The organism is Serratia sp. NA_112.1 (assembly GCF_052691715.1).
The window spans coordinates 123,267-144,039 of sequence record NZ_JBQZFO010000012.1; the positions used below are offsets into that span (position 1 = coordinate 123,267).

General features: G+C 49.3%; 14 protein-coding genes. All 14 read left to right on the forward strand.

Features of this window, described 5'->3' with window-relative positions:
- Positions 1–319: 319 nt before the first annotated feature.
- The gene (tssH, locus tag ACUTQ5_RS19390; protein ID WP_445652567.1) at positions 320–2,980 is read left to right on the forward strand and encodes a type VI secretion system ATPase TssH; all 2,661 of its coding nucleotides are present in this window, start codon (positions 320–322) and stop codon (positions 2,978–2,980) included.
- Between the two features lie 76 nt (positions 2,981–3,056).
- Positions 3,057–3,590 (forward strand): fimbrial protein, encoded by a 534-nt coding sequence (locus tag ACUTQ5_RS19395; protein WP_445652568.1) that lies wholly within the window; start codon positions 3,057–3,059, stop codon positions 3,588–3,590.
- Between the two features lie 119 nt (positions 3,591–3,709).
- Positions 3,710–4,462, forward strand: coding sequence for a fimbrial biogenesis chaperone (locus ACUTQ5_RS19400; RefSeq protein ID WP_445652569.1), 753 nt, complete (start codon positions 3,710–3,712; stop codon positions 4,460–4,462).
- An 85-nt stretch (positions 4,463–4,547) separates the two neighbouring features.
- Positions 4,548–7,130 carry a fimbria/pilus outer membrane usher protein gene (locus tag ACUTQ5_RS19405; protein ID WP_445652570.1) on the forward strand — a complete coding sequence of 861 codons (2,583 nt, stop codon included), beginning with the start codon at positions 4,548–4,550 and terminating at the stop codon, positions 7,128–7,130.
- Positions 7,109–7,693: a fimbrial protein gene (locus ACUTQ5_RS19410; RefSeq protein ID WP_445652571.1), complete on the forward strand. Its 585-nt coding sequence runs from the start codon at positions 7,109–7,111 to the stop codon at positions 7,691–7,693. The genes ACUTQ5_RS19405 and ACUTQ5_RS19410 overlap by 22 nt, the downstream gene beginning before the upstream one ends.
- A gap of 85 nt (positions 7,694–7,778) precedes the next feature.
- Positions 7,779–8,309 carry a type VI secretion system contractile sheath small subunit gene (gene tssB / locus ACUTQ5_RS19415; RefSeq protein WP_445652572.1) on the forward strand — a complete coding sequence of 177 codons (531 nt, stop codon included), beginning with the start codon at positions 7,779–7,781 and terminating at the stop codon, positions 8,307–8,309.
- 13 nt (positions 8,310–8,322) lie between these two features.
- Positions 8,323–9,825 carry a type VI secretion system contractile sheath large subunit gene (gene tssC, locus ACUTQ5_RS19420; RefSeq protein ID WP_445652573.1) on the forward strand — a complete coding sequence of 501 codons (1,503 nt, stop codon included), beginning with the start codon at positions 8,323–8,325 and terminating at the stop codon, positions 9,823–9,825.
- Positions 9,826–9,981: 156 nt separating this feature from the next.
- On the forward strand, positions 9,982–10,467 hold the full coding sequence (locus tag ACUTQ5_RS19425; protein WP_445652574.1) for an Hcp family type VI secretion system effector: 486 nt from the start codon (positions 9,982–9,984) through the stop codon (positions 10,465–10,467).
- Between the two features lie 202 nt (positions 10,468–10,669).
- Complete coding sequence (gene tssJ, locus ACUTQ5_RS19430; RefSeq protein ID WP_445652581.1) at positions 10,670–11,092, forward strand: type VI secretion system lipoprotein TssJ; 423 nt, start codon at positions 10,670–10,672, stop codon at positions 11,090–11,092.
- 3 nt (positions 11,093–11,095) lie between these two features.
- Positions 11,096–12,442 carry a type VI secretion system baseplate subunit TssK gene (tssK, locus tag ACUTQ5_RS19435; RefSeq protein ID WP_445652575.1) on the forward strand — a complete coding sequence of 449 codons (1,347 nt, stop codon included), beginning with the start codon at positions 11,096–11,098 and terminating at the stop codon, positions 12,440–12,442.
- Entirely contained in the window at positions 12,442–13,797 is a 1,356-nt protein-coding gene (gene tssL / locus ACUTQ5_RS19440; RefSeq protein WP_445652576.1) for a type VI secretion system protein TssL, long form, read from the forward strand. The genes tssK and tssL overlap by 1 nt, the downstream gene beginning before the upstream one ends.
- 10 nt (positions 13,798–13,807) lie before the next feature.
- Positions 13,808–17,614: a type VI secretion system membrane subunit TssM gene (gene tssM, locus ACUTQ5_RS19445; protein WP_445652582.1), complete on the forward strand. Its 3,807-nt coding sequence runs from the start codon at positions 13,808–13,810 to the stop codon at positions 17,612–17,614.
- Positions 17,615–17,616: 2 nt separating this feature from the next.
- Positions 17,617–18,288 carry a hypothetical protein gene (locus ACUTQ5_RS19450; protein ID WP_445652577.1) on the forward strand — a complete coding sequence of 224 codons (672 nt, stop codon included), beginning with the start codon at positions 17,617–17,619 and terminating at the stop codon, positions 18,286–18,288.
- A 60-nt stretch (positions 18,289–18,348) separates the two neighbouring features.
- Positions 18,349–20,773, forward strand: a 2,425-nt coding sequence (locus tag ACUTQ5_RS19455) for a type VI secretion system Vgr family protein (RefSeq protein ID WP_445652583.1), incomplete at its 3' end; no start/stop codon positions are given.

The window sequence follows — 20,773 nt, forward strand, 5'->3', positions numbered from 1 at the left end:
TAGTTCTTATTTTTTATCTTCCTATTTTTAAATTTTAACCGATAAGATATCTTTTAGAAAAATTCATGAGTTATCAGGTTTGACAGTATCGGTACCTGGAAAAGTATTTTCGATGTAAGTATAGATAAGTTGAAAGTGCGGGGTGCTAGTAGCGGAGGTGAAATCTGTGAGGGCATTTAGGATTATGAACATAAAGATAAGCCTGAAAGCAGGAATAATGAAATGAATGATGACTCTGGCGATGAAAGAACCTAAAAGCCAGTATTAAGCATCAAATTCAAATGATTAGAAGTATCGCCAGAATTATAAGGATCATAATATGGCTGTTATTAGAAAAAACTTGTTCGGCAAACTTGATAAAACATTGTTTAAGGCAATTGAGAGTGCCACTACATTGTGCAAACTCCGTGGTAATCCTTATGTTGAGTTAGTGCACTGGTTTAATCAACTTTGGCATCATGAAGATAACGATTTCAAACACATTATCCGCTATTTCAATATTGATGCTGAAACGCTGGAGCGAGGTATTAGTCAGGCGATGTCGCGTTTACCTACGGGGGCCGTGGCAATAGCTGACTTCTCCTACCATATCGAGCTGGCGATAGAGCGTGCGTGGATTTGTGCCAGTCTGGAGTGCCTGGATTCTCGTATTCGCAGCGGTCATCTGTTGTTGGCTGTGTTGGCTAATATGGAACTGCGTCATGCGGTGTTATCTATGGCTCCAGGTTTGGATAAGGTTGCGTTAGAGGTTTTAAGTAACGAACTAAACTTCATCACTCGCGGCTCGCCGGAAGCAGATGAGTCTGCGGCAGACGGCACGTCGTATTATACCGGAGAGTTGCCGGGTGAAGCGAGCGGAGCCCTCACCGGTAAAACAAACGCGTTGCTTGCGCAATACACCACGGATCTGACGGCGCTGGCGCGCGAAGGAAAAATAGATCCGGTAGTGGGACGAAGTCAGGAAATCACTACCATGACGGATATTCTGCTGCGCCGTCGGCAGAACAATCCGCTATTAACCGGTGAGGCCGGGGTAGGTAAAACGGCGGTGGTGGAAGGTTTGGCTCTGGCAATTGTGTCAGGTGAAGTCCCGCCGGCGCTCAGCCAGGTTCGTCTCTTGAGCTTGGATGTCGTGGCGCTTTCTGCCGGTGCCAGCATGAAAGGCGAATTTGAAGCGCGGCTAAAAGCCGTGCTTGATGAAGCAATGTCATCTGAAAAACCAGTTATTTTGTTTATTGATGAAGTGCACACGCTGGTGGGAGCAGGCGGTAATGCCGGTACCGGAGATGCAGCCAACCTGCTAAAACCTGCGCTGGCGCGGGGACAGTTGCGGACGATTGGGGCGACGACCTGGGGTGAATTCAAGCGGCATATCGAAAAAGATCCCGCGCTCACTCGACGTTTTCAGGTGTTACATATCGGAGAGCCGGATGAGGCATCAGCAGTAGCGATGCTGCGTGGTTTGGTGTCTTCATTGGAGAAACATCACGGTGTATGGATTATGGATGAGGCAGTACAGGCCGCGGTACGCCTGTCGCACCGTTATATTCCGGCACGTCAGCTTCCTGACAAGGCGATCAGCCTGCTCGATACCGCGTGCGCACGCATCGCAGTGGCGCAGTTCGCGCAACCAGCAGTATTGCAAAAACTGAACTGGCAACGCGAAAGTGCACAAAGTGAGCTGAGATTACTGGAAAAAGCGCATCATTTAGGTAAAGAGCAGGCTGAACGTACTGCTGAATTGCAGGCGGAAATCGCACAAGCCGACGAAGAGAGTGAGGTCCTGACCCAGCGTTGGCAGGCTGAACGAGTTTCCGTTGAAACAATTGTGGGGCTACGCAGGCAAATAGTTGAACAGGTCGACAGTGAAGTACAAGACGCTGAGATCACTCAGCTGCGTCAACAATTGGCTATGCAAGAGCAGCAACTCGATGAGTTACGCGTGGATCGCTTGTTGATTCAGGCGGAAGTCAACGCGGAAGTGATCGCCGGTATTGTTGGCGACTGGACTGGAATACCTGTCGGTCAAATGTTGAAAGATGAGCTGCGCGCGGTTATGGAACTTCCACAGCGCTTGAACGAGCGTGTAATTGGTCAGGAGTCAGCACTAGAACAACTGAGCGAAAGTATCATGACCGCGCGGGCCGGGCTTGCTGACCCGCGTAAACCGCTGGGAGTGTTCATTTTAGTAGGGCCCTCGGGGGTCGGCAAAACCGAAACTGCATTGGCGATTGCGCAGAGCATGTACGGCGGTGAGCAAAACCTGATTACTATAAACATGAGCGAGTATCAGGAACCCCATACCTTATCCTCGTTGAAGGGATCGCCACCCGGTTATGTCGGCTACGGGGAGGGGGGGGTTTTAACCGAGGCAGTACGTCGAAAGCCATACAGCGTTGTGCTGTTAGATGAAGTCGAAAAGGCTCATCCCGACGTTCATGAGCTTTTTTATCAGGTATTTGATAAAGGGCAAATGGAAGATGGTGAAGGGCGGCTGATCGATTTTAAAAATACCATTTTGTTACTGACCAGTAATACTGGCGGTGACTTAATCAGCCAACTGTGCGCCGATGAAGAGACCGCGCCGGAAAGTGCCGGCTTGGTAAAAATGCTACAACCCGAACTGCTCAAGGTGTTTCCTGCGGCGTTTCTGGGCAGGGTGACCGTGGTACCTTATGTGCCGCTGAAAACCAAGACCCTGAATCAGATAGTCAGCTTACATCTGGAACGTATTCAAGAGCGCCTGCAAAGCCAACATCAGGTGGCATTTCGTTATAGCCTGGCTGCCGTGGAACATGTGGTGGCGCAATGCCCGGTAGCTGAAACCGGCGCAAGACTTCTCATTCGTTATATTGAACAAAATATTATGCCATTGCTTAGTAAGGCGATCTTACAACAATTAGACACATTAACAGGTTGCGCATTGGAGCTTGATTATGCTGAAGAAAATTTTACGGTAATTTTACGAAAGGAAGAGTAATAGGCGAAAAGAGTAAAGTAGAGAAGTGATATATCGTTAAAAATGGATTGTTTCACTATTATTAAGGATAGTATAAATGCGTAAATTTAAATTTGGAATCTGTGCAGTGGCATTAACTTTTTGTGCAACAGCGAATGCCAGCACAGACGGTAAAGTCACATTTAATGGTGAGTTGGTTGCTGAAACGTGCAGCATTAAAGCAGGTAGCGAGGATATTACTGTTACCCTGCCGAAGGTCGCTATTCAGCGCCTGGCCGCCGGCGGGCAAGAAGCCGGCTCAAAAACGTTCAATATTGAAGTCGAGAAGTGCCCGACGGGCGTAACCAAAGTGGCTGCCCACTTTGAAGCTATTTCCAACACTGGCTTCGATCCTGCTACAGGTAACCTTACAAACACCGTAAGAGCTTCAGAATCTCCGGCAACTAATGTGCAGGTTCGTCTGTACAACAGTGATGACAACTCTCAGATTCCGGTCGGGAGCACTGGTCACCCATTTGACATCGTCAATAACACGGCAAAAATGGTGTACTCAGGGGGGTACTATTCTACCGCTGCGACCACCGCAGGTAAGGTCACTGCGCAGGTCCAATACGTTCTTGCTTATCCTTAATCGCTCGTAAACGCTAAATAAGGTAACCCGCATTATTGGGGGTTACCTTACTAACCACAGACTATTGCGGGTAGAAATATCGGCGTAATACGTCAGGGGAATTAACAGGGTTTGTAAGTATGTTGAAATTAATTTTATTTATCGTTGCGTATATGTCAGCTGTACACTCAGCCTTTTCCTCGATGACGATTAGCGGTACACGCATAATTTTCCCTGCCTCGGAAAAGGAAGTGAATGTTCGTACGATTAATAAAGGTAGTTTACCCGCGTTGGTTCAAGTCTGGGTTGACGAAGGTCAAACCAATGCTGATTTGAATAGCGCTAAAATCCCTTTTATCGTGACACCGCCAGTTTATCGGGTAGAACCGAGCAAGGGTCAGAGTGTTCGGATGATTTACAATGGCATGACGCTGCCACAGGATCGGGAGTCAGTATTTTGGTTCAACTTATTAGAGATCCCGCCAAAAAGTAAAAGCAGCAGTTCTGATCAAAAGCTTGAATTAGCTTTCCGGACCAGAATAAAAATCTTCTATCGTCCTGTAAAATTAGAGAAAAGCAATTCGGAATTAGAAAAAAATAAGTTGCAATGGGATGTGGTCAATGACAATCAGCGTGGTGTAGGTATAAAAGTGACCAACAGGACGCCTTATTATTTTTCTTTTGATTCGGCAAGCATCATTAGTCAGGGACGGAAAATTGCGTTAAGTGTAGATATGGTTTCGCCAAATGGCTCGCGTATATTTTTCCCCGAAAATAAATTGGGTGAAGGCACAAGAATATCAGAATTGGAATATCGTCTTTTAAATGATTACGGCGCTCCAGTTAACACTAGGGTTGAATGGGTTAAAAATAAATCACGTGTAATGAATTAGCCCGAACTGCCAAGTAATAAAAACTCGAAGAACTGAATTTTTACATATCAGCGAATTTAATTGATTTTTTAAATGGAGTTTTTTAGTGGCAGGTATATACAAAAATAATCAGCAAGAAAACATTAAGCGCTGCAAAAAGCTATCGCCTGGGACAGTTATTCTTGTTGGTACTTTTTTGACCTGTCACTGTGGCTGGGCGAAGCCCGTAGTAGCAAGGGAAGTTGAGCCGGTTAATGTTGATTACAATCCGAATTTTATTCACGGTAACGGCATTGATGTTTCGCGTTTTAGTGACAGTAATCCGGTATCACCGGGAACCTATGACGTCAAAATTTGGGTCAACGGTGAGTTACGTGGCAAAGAAAGGGTGCGTTTTGTTATTCCACCCAATCAGTCCAGTGCCGAGGCCTGCTTGACCAGTGACCAGGTTAGGCGAGTTGGGCTCCGTGCAACCAAGAACGGCGAAACGATAGCAGATTGCGCGTTAATTGAAGAATGGATAGCACAAAGCAGCAGTCATTTTAACAGTGGTGATTTTGAACTGAGCATACAGGTACCTCAGTTAAACCTGGTTGTTTTGCCGCGTGGGTATATCGATCCCAGCCTGTGGCAGGCGGGTGAAACGGTAGGTTTTTTGGATTATAGCGGTAACGTTTATTCCCTGTTCCAAAGGGCGCGTGACAGGCAAGGGCGTGGCAATCAATACAACGGAAACATGAGTTTGTCAGCGGGTTTTAACCACGGGGGATGGCGCCTGCGTAAACGTATCAGCAGCAGTTGGAATACGGGGAGCTCGCCAAAAACGCAAAGTTTGCATGGTTACGCAGCGCATGCCGTGACCAGGCTGAAAGCTGAGCTATTGCTGGGAGAAACCAACACCAAAGGCGATTTGTTCGACAGTTACGGCATACGCGGTGTTGTTCTGCAATCAGATGATCGCATGTTGCCCGACTCGCTTCGGGTGTATACGCCGATATTACGAGGAATTGCTGAAACTAATGCCAAGGTGATGGTGATGCAACGTGGATTAACTATTTACGAGACGGTAGTTCCCCCTGGTCCTTTTGAGTTAAGCGATATAGGCACCATGGGTTATGGCGGAGATCTCTTGCTAGTGGTCACCGAAGCCGATGGGCGTCAGAGACGTCAAAATATTCCGTTTGCGGCCCCCCCGTTGTTATTGCATGAGGGGATATCAAACTTTTCGGTGTCGGTTGGCCAGTTAAAGGATGAAGCGGTGAAAGGGCACCCGGCAATCCTGCAGGGTACGTATCGCTATGGTTTGTTCAACTCGTGGACATGGTACGGCGGCGCAATGGTTGGAGAAAAATATCGCGCGTTAGCCGCGGGGAATGCCATCAACACGATGCTGGGCGGCATATCATTCGATGCTACCCATGCACAGAGTGAGTTGAGGGACGCAGAACAGGTTTCCGGTAACAGTTATCAGGTGAATTTTAGCAAGTATCTGGATAGTACCGATACCAACCTTACGCTGGCTGCGTATCGATTCTCTTCAAGTCGATTTTATACCTTTCGCGAAGCGAGTCAGGCACGCCAGGTTAGACAAGACGAGCGCTACCGTTCAGATTTTAGAACTCGGCACCGTTTTACCGCGACAGTTTCGCAGCGGCTTAAAGATAGCATGTCGCTCTATTTCAGCGGGAGTTTGTACACTTACTGGGGCGATCGTGATGATTCACGCCAGTACTCGGTAACGTTCAATCACTCGTTACCGAAGTTCAGCTATGGGCTTACCGCAATGCGGACGAAAAATGAGGGGGGGCGTGATGAAAACAGTCTGTTGCTGTCATTCAACGTGCCGCTAGGTGGACAAACGGCGAACCATAAACCGTCTTTCAGTTCTCTTAATAGCTCGGTGAGTCATTCTAATCACGGTAATACGCAGTTCCAAACGTTGGCTAATGGCAGCCAGGGTGAGCAGAACGAGCTGACATATGGCATTGGCGGCACTGCGGGTAATTTCGAGGGGGGCCAACGCGATCGAACGTTGACCGGTAACGTTAATTATCAGTCGGGAGCCGGACAGTTTGGTGCCACGGTATCGGCCAATAATCACAACGCGCAGCAACTCTCAGTTTCTGCATCGGGCAGCGTTGTCGGGCACGCTGGCGGCGTTACTGCCGGGCCGACAATTGGCGATTCGCCCTTTGCGATTATTGGTGCCCAAGGCGCGAAAGGTGCACGAATACTCAACGGTTACGGCGGTAAGGTCGATAGCAATGGCTACGCCATTATGCCTTCGCTCACGCCGTACCGCGAGAATCAGGTATCGCTGGATGCTCGGGGTCTGCCGGATACGGTTGACGTCTTGGAAAACGAGAAGACAGTAATTCCTCGCCAGGGAGCAGCGATTGGCATCGAGATGCGAACGATCACTGGTAAACCTATGGTGTTGATATTACGTGATATGCGAAATGAGTTTCTGCCGATTGGCAGCGATCTTCTGAGCGAGGATGGCAGCAGTCAGGGGGTTGTTGGCCAGGGCGGGCAGGCATTTTTTCGCGGCTGGCAAGCGGATAAACAGCCGCTGTACGCAGATGTAGGAGAGCAGAAACTGCGTTGCGTACCGACGGCGGCCACCGTACCGGTGCAAGACACGCAGATAACACGATTGGAGGTGACATGTTCACCCATTGGCAATTAGCGTGGAGGAGGGCGTGCAATTTGCTGTGGCTATCGTTGGTATTCACTGCACCCGCCGTCGCTGAGAAATGTATAAACAGTACCGATTGTCATATACCGGTGAAGTTTACAGGAGTGTATCTGGAAAACACCTGTGAAATCAGTATTGACGGAGGAGGCAACGAAAATAGTGTGCTGTTGCCGAAAATTGCCACAAGATTATTACAAAAAGATGGGGATGAAGCGGGAAGCCGACAATTTCAAATCTCACTCAAAGCTTGCCCTGCCGGGAAAAAAGTGAACCTGCATTTTGTTTCGGTAGGGGCGGCGGTAGACAGTAATACCGGGAATTTAGTTAACAGTGCCGGCAGTGGGATGAGTCAAGCTGTACAGGTACGTTTGCGCAATGAAACGAGTATACAAATACGTATCGATGACATTAATAGCTTTCAGCAATATACCATCCCGCCTGCAGGCGATGATGTCGTGCACTATTACGTGGCTAATTATTATGCCAATGGTTCGGGCCGTGTAACCCCCGGCTTGGTTAATACCTTGGCCGGTATAGAGTTGGTTTATAATTAATTGTTTGGCTGTTATCCGTTGTTTGAATTTTTTATCTGAATCGACATTGGTTATGGTCGATAAAATAACATGGTGAAGGAATATTATGGTCAGTAAAAATAGTGCTCAAAAATTTATTGCTCGAAATAGGGCTCCTCGGGTACAGATTGAATATGATGTGGAAATTTACGGGGCAGAAAAAAAGGTTGAACTGCCTTTTGTTATGGGAGTGCTAGCCGATTTGTCCGGTAAACCGATAGAACCTCTGCCGTCGGTTGTCGATCGTCATTTCCTGGAGATTGATATCGATAACTTTGACGAACGCATGAAAGCAATGCGTCCGCGTGTAGCTTTTGCAGTACCGAATACGTTAACGGGCGAAGGGCAATTAATGGTGGATATGACATTCGAAAGTATGAGTGACTTTGCCCCTGATGCTATAGCTAAAAAAGTGGATTCGTTATCACAGCTATTAGATGCACGTACACAGCTGGCAAATCTGCAAACCTATATGGATGGAAAGGCAGGGGCTGAAGAGTTGGTTATGTCTTTATTGCAGGATAATTCTTTATTGAAAGCCTTGGCATCTGAGCCTAAACCACCGCGTGCTGTTGCTGACGTGCAACAGGAAGATTAAGTAAGGGGGAATTATGTCAACATCACAAACATCAGTAAATCAAAAAGCGGCCGCCACTACATCGCGCTTCGATGATTTTAATTCGTTACTGACTAAAGAATTCAAAGCGAAATCAGAGCAAACCAAAGCGGCGGTAGAAGGGGCAGTAAAAACCTTGGCCGAGCAGGCATTGGCTAATAGCGCTACGGTAACTGACGATGCCTATAAAAGCATTGCTTCAATTATTGCCGAGATAGATCGCAAGCTGAGTGAGCAGATTAACTTGATTCTGCATCACAGCGAATTTCAGGCACTGGAGAGTGCTTGGCGCGGCTTGCATCATCTGGTTTATAGCACTGAAACCGATGAGAAGCTGAAATTGCGCTTTATGGACATCTCCAAAGAAGAGTTACGACGCAGCATAAAGCGCTATAAAGGTGTGGCTTGGGATCAAAGCCCACTGTTTAAAAAAGTGTATGAGGAAGAGTATGGTCAGTTGGGGGGGGAACCCTATGGCTGCCTGGTGGCGGATTACTTCTTCGATCACACAGCGCCGGATGTCGATCTTTTGGCCTCAATCGGTAAGGTTGCGGCCTCTGCTCATGTGCCATTTATCGCCGGCGCTTCGCCGAACGTCTTGCAGATGGACTCTTGGCAGGAGCTATCCAACCCTCGTGACCTGACAAAAATCTTCACCCAGAACCTGGAGTACGCTGCCTGGAACTCCCTGCGTCAGTCTGAAGACTCACGTTATATTGGTTTGGCTATGCCACGTTTCCTCGCGCGTCTGCCCTACGGTATTCGCACTAATCCCGTGGATGCTTTTCATTTTGAAGAAACCACCGATGGGGCCGATCACGGTAAATATGTTTGGGCAAACGCCGCTTATGCCATGGCGGTCAACATCAACCGTTCATTCAAAGAACATGGCTGGTGTACGCTGATCCGTGGCGTTGAGAGTGGTGGTGTGGTGGAAGGTTTGCCTTGTCATACCTTCCCTACCGATGACGGTGGCGTGGACATAAAATGTCCGACGGAAATCGCTATTTCCGACCGTCGTGAAGCTGAACTGGCGAAGAACGGTTTTATCCCGTTGGTGCATCGTAAAAACACTGACTATGCTGCCTTTATTGGCGCACAGTCGCTGCAAAAACCGGCCGAATACTACGATGCAGATGCTACCGCTAACGCCAATCTATCAGCACGGTTGCCGTATTTATTCGCCTGTTCACGTTTTGCTCACTATTTGAAGTGCATAGTGCGCGATAAAATCGGCACATTTAAAGAGCGTGATGAAATGCAGCGCTGGTTGAATGACTGGGTAATGAATTACGTCGATGGTGACCCAGCGAACTCTTCGGTAGAAACTAAAGCGCGTCGTCCCTTGGCAGCAGCGGAAGTTATTGTTGAAGACGTTGAAGGAAATCCTGGGTATTACCAGGCGAAATTCTTCCTGCGTCCGCACTTCCAGTTGGAAGGTTTAACAGTTTCTTTGCGAATGGTTGCGAAACTGCCGTCATTAAAAGACGTTGCTTAAGCTGACACAGATTAATTTATTTTTTTATTATTCGAATTTTTTCATCCCAGCCATTTTGAAATGAAAAAAGAAATCTTGTGCGAATTTTTATCGCCAAGGTGGTTACACCAAACGCCCGTTTTGGGTAAGTTATTTAACGTGCTTTGAGAGGATATTATGGCACAAGACATGTTTATTAAAATTGATGGTATCGACGGGGAGTCTTTAGATGCCACACACAAAAACGAAATTCAGGTTTTGTCCTGGAGATGGGATGTTTCACAGCATGCCAACATGCACAGTGGTTCAGGTGGTGGTTCCGGTAAAGCATCTGTTGCTGACTTTTGCTTCAAGCACTACACCGATAAAGCCAGCCCAAATTTACTGAATTACTGCTTGTCTGGTAAGCACATTAAAAATATTCAGTTTGTAGTACGTAAAGCAGGTGGCGATCCGCTGGAATATTTGATCATTAAATTTACGGACGTCATCATCACTCGTGTTGAGATGGAGGGTTCTATCCAGGACGAAACCCGTCCGCGTGAGGAAGTACGTTTCTCATTCACCAAAATGACGCAGGATTATGTCATGCAGAATGCGGAAGGCCATAAGTCTGGTGTGATTTCCGCCAGCTATGATGTGAAGGCTAACCTGCACGGTTGATCGTCGCACTAGTAAAGACCTGCCGCTCTTTGAGCGGCAGGTTTAGGTATCAGGAAAAGAAGACAGGGACACGAACTTTAATGAAAAATATGATTAATAACGGCTTTCCACGTGCGTGGCCGCGAGTGTTCATCCTGCCTATTGTTTGGCTATTGGCCGCGTGCAGCAACCAGCAGGACACTGAAAAAAAAAAGCGCAAAGTATTTTCCTGACATTGCAAAGTAGTGACGACATAAACCCCAATGAAAAGGGAAGGCCGAATCCGGTACAAGTCACGCTCTATCAGTTAAAGCAGAGCGATATTTTTATCATGAGCGATTACTTTGCTCTTCAGAATATGGATGGTGCGGATTTTTCTTCCAGTGTTGATAAAGTTGAAAGTTATATTTTGGCGCCTGGAGAAAAAAGAGAAGTAACACTAAATATTAAAGATGGAATGAATGCTATAGGTGTGGTAACGGCATATCGAGACATTACCAAGGCACAATGGCGTGTGATTTATATGATCCCTAATCATCCACGTGAACGATGGTACGAAAAACTATGGCTGACTCAAAAAGAGTGGCAGCCGAAGGCAAATATTCATATGAAATATTTGACTACCTCAATTGAAAAAGTGGAATAAAAAGTGAGAACTAATAAAGTCGTTTGGAGTGAAGGGCTTTTTCTTCGACCACAGCTTTTCCAGCAGCAAGAGCGTTACCTGGAATATTACGCGCATAAAAGGGCGTCAACTATTACGCCATTTTATTGGGGTTTCTCACAATATGAAATCGATCATGAAGCTTTATCTTACGGCAAGCTGGTATTGCGCTCGGGACGTGGAGTATTACCCGATGGTACACCATTCGATATTCCTGGCCATGCCACTGTACCTGAACCTCTAACGATTGCACCGGAACATTTAGGCAAGCTGATTTATCTTGCTGTGCCGCTGAGGTTGGACAACAGCGATGAAACCATCTTTGACGACTCTGATTATGGGTCATTGGCCCGTTTTTATGCGCAAGAAGCCGAATTAAACGACACCAATGCTATCCGCCAAGGGCCAAAACCTATTCAACTGGCGATGTTGCGGTTCCGGCTGGTTTCAGAAACCGAAATGACAGAATCGTGGATCGGGTTGCCACTAGCACGAGTGCGGGCCATACAGCCAGATGGCAGTGTGCTGTTGCATACCGATGATTACATTCCTCCAGTCACTGGGTATGCGGCGAACACGCTGCTTATCGAATGGCTGACGCATCTGAACGGTTTGGTAAAAATGCGTGCTGAGATGCTGGCCAGTCGATTGTCAAACAGTGATGGTAAGGCGAGTGCAAGCGCAGAAATCGTGGATTATCTGTTGCTGCAAATCTTCAATAAATATGAGCCGATGCTAGACCATTTGCGCCTTATTCCCGAGATGCCACCGATTATGCTTTATCAATCATTGGCGACGTTCGCCGGGGAATTGTCGACATTTGTGCGCATTAAAACACGTCGTCCCCGGCCGGCGCCGGGCTACGACCATGCGAGGCTGTACCCCTCTATTCGCCCGTTGGTGGATGATGTGCACGAGATGCTCAACCAGATTCTGGTGCGGGCAGGGCAGATGATTCCATTGTCGCCGCGCGGCAATGGCGTTTGGTCAGCAACAGTATTGCCGGTGGAGTTGCTGGCGTTCTCTAGTCTGGTACTCGCGGTAACCGCACAAATGCCGCTGGATGTACTGCAACATCAGTATGTTGCGCAGGCCAAACTCAGTGCACCACAGCAACTGCACGAGCTGGTACGTTCGCACCTGCCTGGTTTGGAACTGCACACCCTACCTGTGCCACCGCGGCAGATCCCCTACAGTGCAGGCCATGTTTATTTCGAGTTAATCAAGAGTGGACCCTTCTGGGAAAAAATTTCCAGTGTGGGCGCCATTGCTATCCATGTCGCGGGGGATTTCCCGGGGCTGAAAATGGAGCTTTGGGGAATTAGAGACTAATGACCAACAGCATCGAACTGAACCTGAATGGGGAGTCTCCCTTATCCCCTAAAAACGACGACGACGCTAGCACACAGGCTCTGGGCTACTTTTTGCTTGACCATCCAGGGTCCTTTACCGAATCGAAACAAGATCCGGGATCCGAGAGAAGAGAGAGCTCGGAAGGAGTGCGTTACGACACTAGTCAACTGCGTACCGAGAGTTTGCAACAGCGGGTGGCAAAGGTAATGGCGTCAACGATGCCGTTGTTGGAGTCTGCTCAGCCATTATTGCGTGCATTGAGTGAAATGCCGGAAACGATCGAGGACAGGGACCAAGTTTGGTTGCTTAAAGAGAGTCTGAGAAATGAGATCACGCTGTTTAGCGTGGTGTGCGACGAAGTTGATATTTCCTGGAAGAAGATGGCGATTGTCCGTTACTGCCTGTGTACCGCGCTGGATGAAGCCGCTCATGGGCGGAAGTGGGGCGCCGATTACGGTTGGTCGCAAAGCAACTTGCTGAACCATTTTGAAGGGGACAATGACGGGGGGAACAAATTCTTTCTGTTAGTCGGTCGTATCTCCATGACACCTCATGAGTACGCTGATGTGTTGGAAATTTTGTTGCAAATCCTTGGGTTGGGGTTTGAGGGGCGGTATAGCATTATTGAAAACGGTGAACATCAACTGACCAAAATCCGTCAGCGACTGCTGACGCTGTTGCAGAGCACGCGCGACAGCACGCCGGCGGAGTTGTCACCGAACGCATTACCGATACGCCATAACAAAAAGCGCCACTGGATGATGATCCCTGTGCGCGTATCGCTGCTTTTTGCAGGCGCGCTGGTAGCGGGCACTTTTATCACCAGCAAATATTTGCTGGTGGTTCCGCAAAGTGCGCATCTGGCGTTGATGCAGAAACTGGCCATCGCACCTGCTGCTTCACCTATGCGACTTCAATTGAAGGTATTACTCAAAGCGGAAATTGCCAAAAAATTGGTCAGCGTGGATGAGAGCTCAGGCCACTCTCTGGTGACGTTCCACGGGGATGCGATGTTCTTCGTGGGGGCACAGAACATCCGGCCTGACATGCTGCCCATTATGAGGCGTGTTGCTCAAGAGATTCATCGTGTGAAAGGGCGGGTGCGGGTGATTGGGCATAGCGACTCGATGGGTATTAACAAGCCTGGCCTGCCTAACAATCAGGTGTTGTCAGAAAAACGTGCAGCCAGCGTTGCCACTCTTCTTCAACAGGCGGGCATTGCGGCAGCAGATATTCGAGTCGAAGGCCGGGGCGATAGTGATCCTGTCGCCAGTAACCAGACCGCGGAAGGGCGAGCGCAAAACCGCCGTGTAGACATTTTTGTTGATTACTAATGGAAGCGCCATGTCAGTGTTAAATCGTTTATTTTCTGGCCATATATGGCAGCGGATCTTGTTGATTACCTGCTTTAGCCTGCTGGCAGCTGCCTGTTGGTTTTTAGGGCCTTGGCTAGGATTTGGTGAAGCCCGACCGTTGGAAGCGACACCGGCGCGCATTGTGGTGATGTTTGCTCTGTTGGTGCTGTTTTGGATTTATTGGTTCCGATTGCCGTTCTTCCTGACACTGGCGGTTATCGCATTGACGATAGTTTGGGTGGTGGGGCCGTACTTGTTGGTTGGCAAAGGGCATCCATTGGAGAGTGCGGAGCGGCGTGCGGTATTGATGGCACTGATTGTGTCGGTCACGTTGTTGTATGGGCTGTGGCGATTGGTGCGCGCGCTGTCAATAAACCCTGGGCTGCTGGATAATTTGGTGAAAAAGAAGGCGCCGTCCGAGCTGGATCCCATCGACAGCAAAGCGATCAACGCGGTAATTGAGCATGGTATGCGCTATATGCGTCGTATCCAGCTTACGGTTCCTCTGTGGCGGCGTTTCTTCGGCTTTCGTCGAAGCGAATTACCTTGGTTTCTGGTTATGGGGACGCCGGGCTCGGGGAAAACGGCGATGCTGTTTTCTTCCGGTCAGTCGTTTCCATTGCCCGAACAGCTCAATCGCCAGGGGAAAGAGAACCCGCCAACGGCGCACTGCGAATGCCTGTTCACCAATGACGGGTTGTTTCTTGATACTGCGGGAAAATATGTCGGGGAAGATGGTGTTGCTAAACGGGAGTGGGTGAGCCTGTTGCAGGCGCTGAAAAAATATCGACCGGTTTACGGTATTAACGGTGTGATTGTCACGCTCTCTGCCGAGGATATTCTGCATAAAGGGCTGGGTGAACGGCTGTCGTTGGCCGCCACGATTCGAAGCCGCCTGGATGAAATGCGTCAACAGCTCGGCGTGCGTTTCCCTGTTTATGTGACTATCACCAAACTGGATTTATTGACCGGGTTCGAAGCCTATTTCCGTAATCTGACAGCCAATGAACGAGAGCAGATATGGGGAGTAACGCTCCCGTGGGAAGGTGATTCGCTGAGTGCTGCGGGGGAGTTGAAAAGCTACCTGTGTCAGGAGCTAGAGCAATTGCAACACCGCCTCAGTAGCGTGATGCATCTGCGTCAGCAAAAAGAGTATGACCTTGTCGACCGCAAGCGTATGTATGCGCTGCCCCAGGATTTTGGCCTGTTGTCACAAGGTGTGACAGAGGTGGTGCAAAACATTTTCTTTGCCTCACGTTACGATGAAACACAGTTTTATCCGACGCTGCGTGGTGTCTATTTTGTTAGCAACTGTCAGCCCGGCCAATTGACGTTACGTAACAACAGTACGCTGTTGCAGAAGTGGCGTAATCTGATCTTGCAAGATAAACCGCAAACCCCAGCTTCGCTGGCGCATTTGAAGCAAGATGATGTGTCGCTCAGCGATAATATCTGGGGAAAACACTATTTCCTGACACATCTCTTCCGCGCAGTGATCACCCGAGATCGTGACTTGGTGAGTTACAACCTGCATCGGCAGGCAACTTCCCGTCTGCAAAATAGCTTCGGGCATCTTGCAACCTGGGGCTCGGCCGTGTGGCTCTTCCTGGCGTTACTGGCTAGCTATCAGCTGAACCGGGGATATCTGGATGCACTCTCAACTAAATTGGCAGTGCTGAATAAGCAGGTGACAACCTATGCCAATAAACCTGTTGCCGCGCAGCTACCGAGTTTATTAAGCGCAACGCAGAATTTGTCTCAGTACAGAGGGTTGGATGTCGCTGCACCTTCCTGGGATTGGCGCTACGGGTTGTATACCGGCTTTGTGGTCTCTTACGGAACCGACTCACTTTACCACTTCTTTTTACAGCATTATCTGTTGCCACAAATGGAGAAGAGGGCCACGCAGGCCCTAACGCAGGCGCTGCAGGCATCTGACGATGATGCGCTTTGGCTGGCATTGAAAAGCTATCTGATGCTGACCGGCGGAGGGGAGATGAAAACGGCTTGGCTGGTAGAGCAGATAACGAGTTCATGGGAGCAAAGTGGAGCAATCCGTCCTTACGGGGATCGGGCGAACTTTGTTGCCCACCTGAATGCGCTGTTTTCGCATGCGGATTGGCGAAAGCATAGTCAGGTTCCGGATGCCGCCCTAATCAAAGAGGTGCGTGCACGGTTGGCAGAAAAACCGGAAAGCGCTCGCGTCTGGCAACGCCTGAAAACCGATATAGCGGACATGGCCCCCGTTAATTTGACGCTGCGTGGCATGGTCGGTGGTGAGGCGCCACAGATTTTTACCGTTGAAGACGCAGAGTTACGTCAGCACGGTATTCCGGGTCTTTACACTCAAGCTGGGTGGCAGCAGGTTGTTAAAAAAAAAATAATGTTTTCATTACTCGCTTTGCAAAACGATGACCGCTGGGTGATGGGTCGTACTGGTGAATCGGCTAATCCGATAGCTATGCGTGAAGCGGTCCTGACGCGGTATTTACAGGAGTATGGCGATTACTGGCAGCGCTTTTTAAGCAGCGTGCGATTGGTTTCCGTCGACCAGATACCTGCGGGCACCACGCAGAGTTCGTCGCTGGATATTGCATTTTTGCGGAGCCTTGTGGCGGATAATTCACCATTGCGCGCCTTGCTTTTACGCGCGGTTCGGGAAACTACGTTGGTGGCAGTGAAGCCAACTGGTGGTGACGGGATAGACAGGCAAATAACCCAGAGTCGTTTGGTTCAGCAGGCGCAAAAATTACAACAGAAGCTGGATTTTCGTGAACAGCAGTTGATTCGGCAACATCTTGATAATCGATTCAGTAGTCTGCGCCAGTTTGTCCAGGGCGAGCAACAAGATGGGGCAAAAAATCAGGATTTTATCCAACAGCAAGGTACCGGATTAAGCAATTTGCTGGCGCTTTTACAGGATCAATATACTCGCTTTGTGGTGTACAACAGCGCGTTTAGTGATACCGGTGTACAGCCGTTGGGAATAGAGGCTGCACGTATTGGCGCGCTGGCTGGCACTTGGCCTGAACCTGTCAGGAATATTGTGTTTCCGTTGCTAACAGGTGCTTTTGAAAAAGCCCAGCGACGATTGGTAGCAAAAAGCATTACCTCAATTGTCGAGGGACCGGGTGAGATCTGCCGTAGCCGTTTGCAAGGCCGCTATCCCTTTGCCGACAGCGATCGCGAAGTATCTGTCACTGACTTTGAGCGTTTTTTTTCCATCGACGGGGTGGTGGATAGCTGGTTTAAGCAAAACTTGGCTGAGAAGGTCGATACATCACGTCATCCATGGCGTTTCAAGGGAACCGACGATAGCACAGGACTGGCTTTTTTCGAGAAAGTGGAACGCATCCGTAATCTATTTTTCGCCGAAGGTGAGGGCCGAAGAATGGCGCTAAATTTCTCGGCCTCTGTGCATTATCTTTCGCCCAAGGTGCGGGAGTTTATTCTCAACCTTGATGGTAACAGGCTGAATTATTATCACGGGCCGGTGGTTATGCAGGAACTGGCGTGGCCTGGAACTCGACGCGGCAGCCTGATCAATATGAGCCTGAGTGAAGAACAGGCAGCGGCGTTGCCAGATAGCACCTGGCGTGGCGACTGGGCGCTGTTGCATTGGCTAGATGCTGCTGTTGCGGTACGCGAAAACGCCAATAACCGGCTATTGATGCGATGGGTTAAGGGGAAAAAACATGTCGAGCTGGAAATCGCAGGGCTCTCGGTTGAGGGTGCACTACCAGGTGAGATTCTGCGTGATTTCCGCTGCCCGAACAACCGTGAATTGGGGCAATAATCATGCTGAAAACCTGTTGGTTCCGCAAGGTGATCGTAGCTTGTCTGACGGATAAATCGTCTCAGCCATGGTGTTTGGGTCGGCATCGTCGTCCCACTTTGCGTATTGCTGTGTTGTTGCAAGCGGTCATTCGACAGATGGAACCCACGATCTTGGCGTCCTCGAGCCTTGTTCGCTACCCCTGGTGCTTTTTGGCACCGGACAGCGCGAAAGGTGCGCGCAGCTTCTTTGTCGGAGCATTTCTGCCGCCTCAAACCACGACAGATACTCCCCCAGAGATGCTCTATGTCCGGGTGAGCGAACGTTGGCTCTTAAATCATTTGCAGATGCAGGTCGGTTTGCCCTTGTGGCTAAGCCGAGTGTTGGTGCCCTTAATTAATGGGCCCTCAGGGAACCTGCAGAGTGATGAGGTTCGTCAGGCGTGCCGCTTTCTACAACGTTTACTGGCATCTGAAAGCCGAATCAGGGGTCTACGCGGTTCAGAGGTTCGGCAACTTGAAAATCTGTACTCGATGCGATGCGAAGCGGATGAGGAATTATTGGGAGAGGATGGAGTTGACGCTATGCCATGGATGAATTGGCCGGGTTGTATTCAGAATGATGAATCAATCTGGCTGTGGAGGCAAAGCAGGTATGGAAAAGTAATCGAATCTCAGAAAGTAATCATCGAATGAATCCATGATTAAAGTGTGATTAAAGCACTTTGCGATATTAACCCGGGAGCAGGTATGACTATGTCGCGAACAATAAGGTTAATCAGTCCGGCGATGCCCACTTTATTAGGGGAGCCAGCATTAGTACTAACGAGACTAAAAGGCGGGGAAGCTTTTTCAACGCTTTATACCTATACATTAACTGTCAAGACACCGGCTAATCCGATGATCCCATGGCAGACCGCGTCTAACGTTGATTTAAAGGCGCTGATCGGCAAGGAAATGACGGTATTGATAGAACTGGATGGCAACGGATTGGATTTGGCGCGCGGCACGGGTAAAGGCCAGCGCGAAATTTCCGGCGTGGTTGAAAAAGCTCGTTATATCGGACGCGATGCTAATCAGGCGATGTTTGAAATCGTCTTGCGTCCCTGGCTCTATCTCAGTGAGTTAACCACCGACTTCAAAATTTTCCAGAACAAAACCGTTGTTGAGATTATTGAAGATGTCCTGTCAGATTATCATTTTTCGTTTGAGAAACGATTGGCTGCAAGCTATCCGCAGCTTGATTTTCAGGTCCAGTACGGCGAGAGCGATTTTGCGTTCATCCAGCGGCTGATGGAAGAATGGGGTATTTATTGGTTTTTCGAACATCAAGATCAAAAACACAAGCTAATTCTGGTCGATCATGTTGGGGCGCACAAAAGCAATTCTAGCGAAGCCTACCGGGTCATCAGATATGTTCCCGAAAAGCCGAAAGCAGGCGAAGAATATATCAGCCAACTCCATCATCAGGAGATGCTAACCAGTGGGCGTTGGGTCACTAACGATTATGACTTCACCAAATCGCGCGCGGATATTTTAGCGTTGGACGTTAAGCCCCGGAAAACCAGCTTCAGTGAGATGGAGGTGTATCACTGGCCGGGCGATTACGAGTTGCCGGGTATTGGAGAACAATTAGCGAGGATCCGCATCGAAGAGCGTGGGGCGATTGGCTCACGAGCGGTGGGCCAGGGCGAACTGCGTGGTGTGGTTTGCGGTGCCAACTTTAAGCTGAAAGGTTACCCGGTTGCGAAGGTAAATCGGGAATACATGATCATTTCCAGCAGTTTGACAATCCAGGAAGTTGATCAGCTTTCGCGTGAAGATCGTTTTAGCGTTCATTGCGAGTTCAGCGTTCAGCCGACGACGAAAATTTATCGTCATCCTCAAACGATCCCAAAACCGCGCACTCATGGGCCACAGAATGCCATTGTTGTCGGGCCGGCAGGTGAAGAGGTATGGACGGACGAATATGGTCGGGTAAAAGTTCGTTTCGTTTGGGATCGCTATGGTCAAAACAGCGAGGCGGATTCTTGTTGGATACGCGTGAGTCAAGCTTGGGCTGGTAATAGCTTTGGTGGGATCTATATTCCGCGGATCGGGCATGAGGTCATCGTTGATTTTATTAACGGCGATCCAGATCGTCCGCTGATTATCGGCAGCCTTTATAACAATGTCACCTTGCCACCATGGGATCTGCCGAGTAATGCGACGCAAAGCGGCCTAATCAGCCGTACAATTGGTGGAGGTAAAACCAATTACAACGGCGTGCGTTTCGAAGATAAACCTGGGGCGGAAAAGTACTGGGAGCAGGCCGAGCGTGACATGTCACGTTTAACTAAAAATAATGAACTGCAGATTATCGGTGTTAATTCGAAACTGAATGTTGGCAGTAACCGCAGTGAGGTTGTGGGGGCCAACTTCGATAAAAGCGTGTTAGGTGCCAGCAACACGATGATCGCCAATACCTCTAATTTTCAGGTCGGGGCGAGCCATAGCGAGACAATTGGCGGCCCGCGGACGATCAGCATTGGTGCAACAGATACAACCAACATCGGTGGGATGCGTACCCTAAATACGGGGGGAGCTAACCTAACCACCGTTGGGGCTGTGAATACGACTACCGTCGCCGCAGCTAATATCACCAATGTTGGTGCAGTGAATCTTACCAACATCGGCGGAGCGAATTTAACCAATGTGGGTGGCTATCAGGCGAATAGCGTAGGCGGGGCATGGCAGGCGACTGCAGGCGGCGCGATAACGCTTTTCGGTGGTGGTGCCGTAGCCGTGGGTTCTGGTGGAGAGCTTTTACTGACGGGGTCAGTGGTCAAAATCATTGGCAAACAGAGTGTGATCATTGAAGGCGGCCAGGTACAGATTAACTCTGGTGGTGGTGGTGGTGCCGGCGGCGGTGGTGGCGGCGGTGGTGGCGGCGGTGGCGTAGGGCTTTCGGGATTGGCCAGCCTGGCAGGATTGATTCCACTGGCAGGGGGTATTGGTATGCCGCTCCCACTGCCAACACTGCCAATTGTTCCACCAACGGAAACGCCTGTGCCAACGGAGACGCCGGTGCCAACGGAGACGCCGACCCCAACGGTAACACCGACCCCAACGGTAACGCCGACCCCAACGGTAACGCCGACCCCAACGGTAACGCCGACCCCAACGGTAACGCCGACCCCAA

Excerpts from the sequence above, each read along its gene's own strand:
- tssH (WP_445652567.1), top strand. The coding sequence starts at position 320 with ATGGCTGTTATTAGAAAAAACTTGTTCGGCAAACTTGATAAAACATTG.
- ACUTQ5_RS19400 (WP_445652569.1), top strand. The coding sequence starts at position 3,710 with ATGTTGAAATTAATTTTATTTATCGTTGCGTATATGTCAGCTGTACAC.
- ACUTQ5_RS19395 (WP_445652568.1), top strand. The coding sequence starts at position 3,057 with ATGCGTAAATTTAAATTTGGAATCTGTGCAGTGGCATTAACTTTTTGT.
- tssM (WP_445652582.1), top strand. The coding sequence starts at position 13,808 with ATGTCAGTGTTAAATCGTTTATTTTCTGGCCATATATGGCAGCGGATC.
- tssB (WP_445652572.1), top strand. The coding sequence starts at position 7,779 with ATGGTCAGTAAAAATAGTGCTCAAAAATTTATTGCTCGAAATAGGGCT.
- ACUTQ5_RS19425 (WP_445652574.1), top strand. The coding sequence starts at position 9,982 with ATGGCACAAGACATGTTTATTAAAATTGATGGTATCGACGGGGAGTCT.
- ACUTQ5_RS19410 (WP_445652571.1), top strand. The coding sequence starts at position 7,109 with ATGTTCACCCATTGGCAATTAGCGTGGAGGAGGGCGTGCAATTTGCTG.
- tssC (WP_445652573.1), top strand. The coding sequence starts at position 8,323 with ATGTCAACATCACAAACATCAGTAAATCAAAAAGCGGCCGCCACTACA.
- ACUTQ5_RS19450 (WP_445652577.1), top strand. The coding sequence starts at position 17,617 with ATGCTGAAAACCTGTTGGTTCCGCAAGGTGATCGTAGCTTGTCTGACG.
- tssL (WP_445652576.1), top strand. The coding sequence starts at position 12,442 with ATGACCAACAGCATCGAACTGAACCTGAATGGGGAGTCTCCCTTATCC.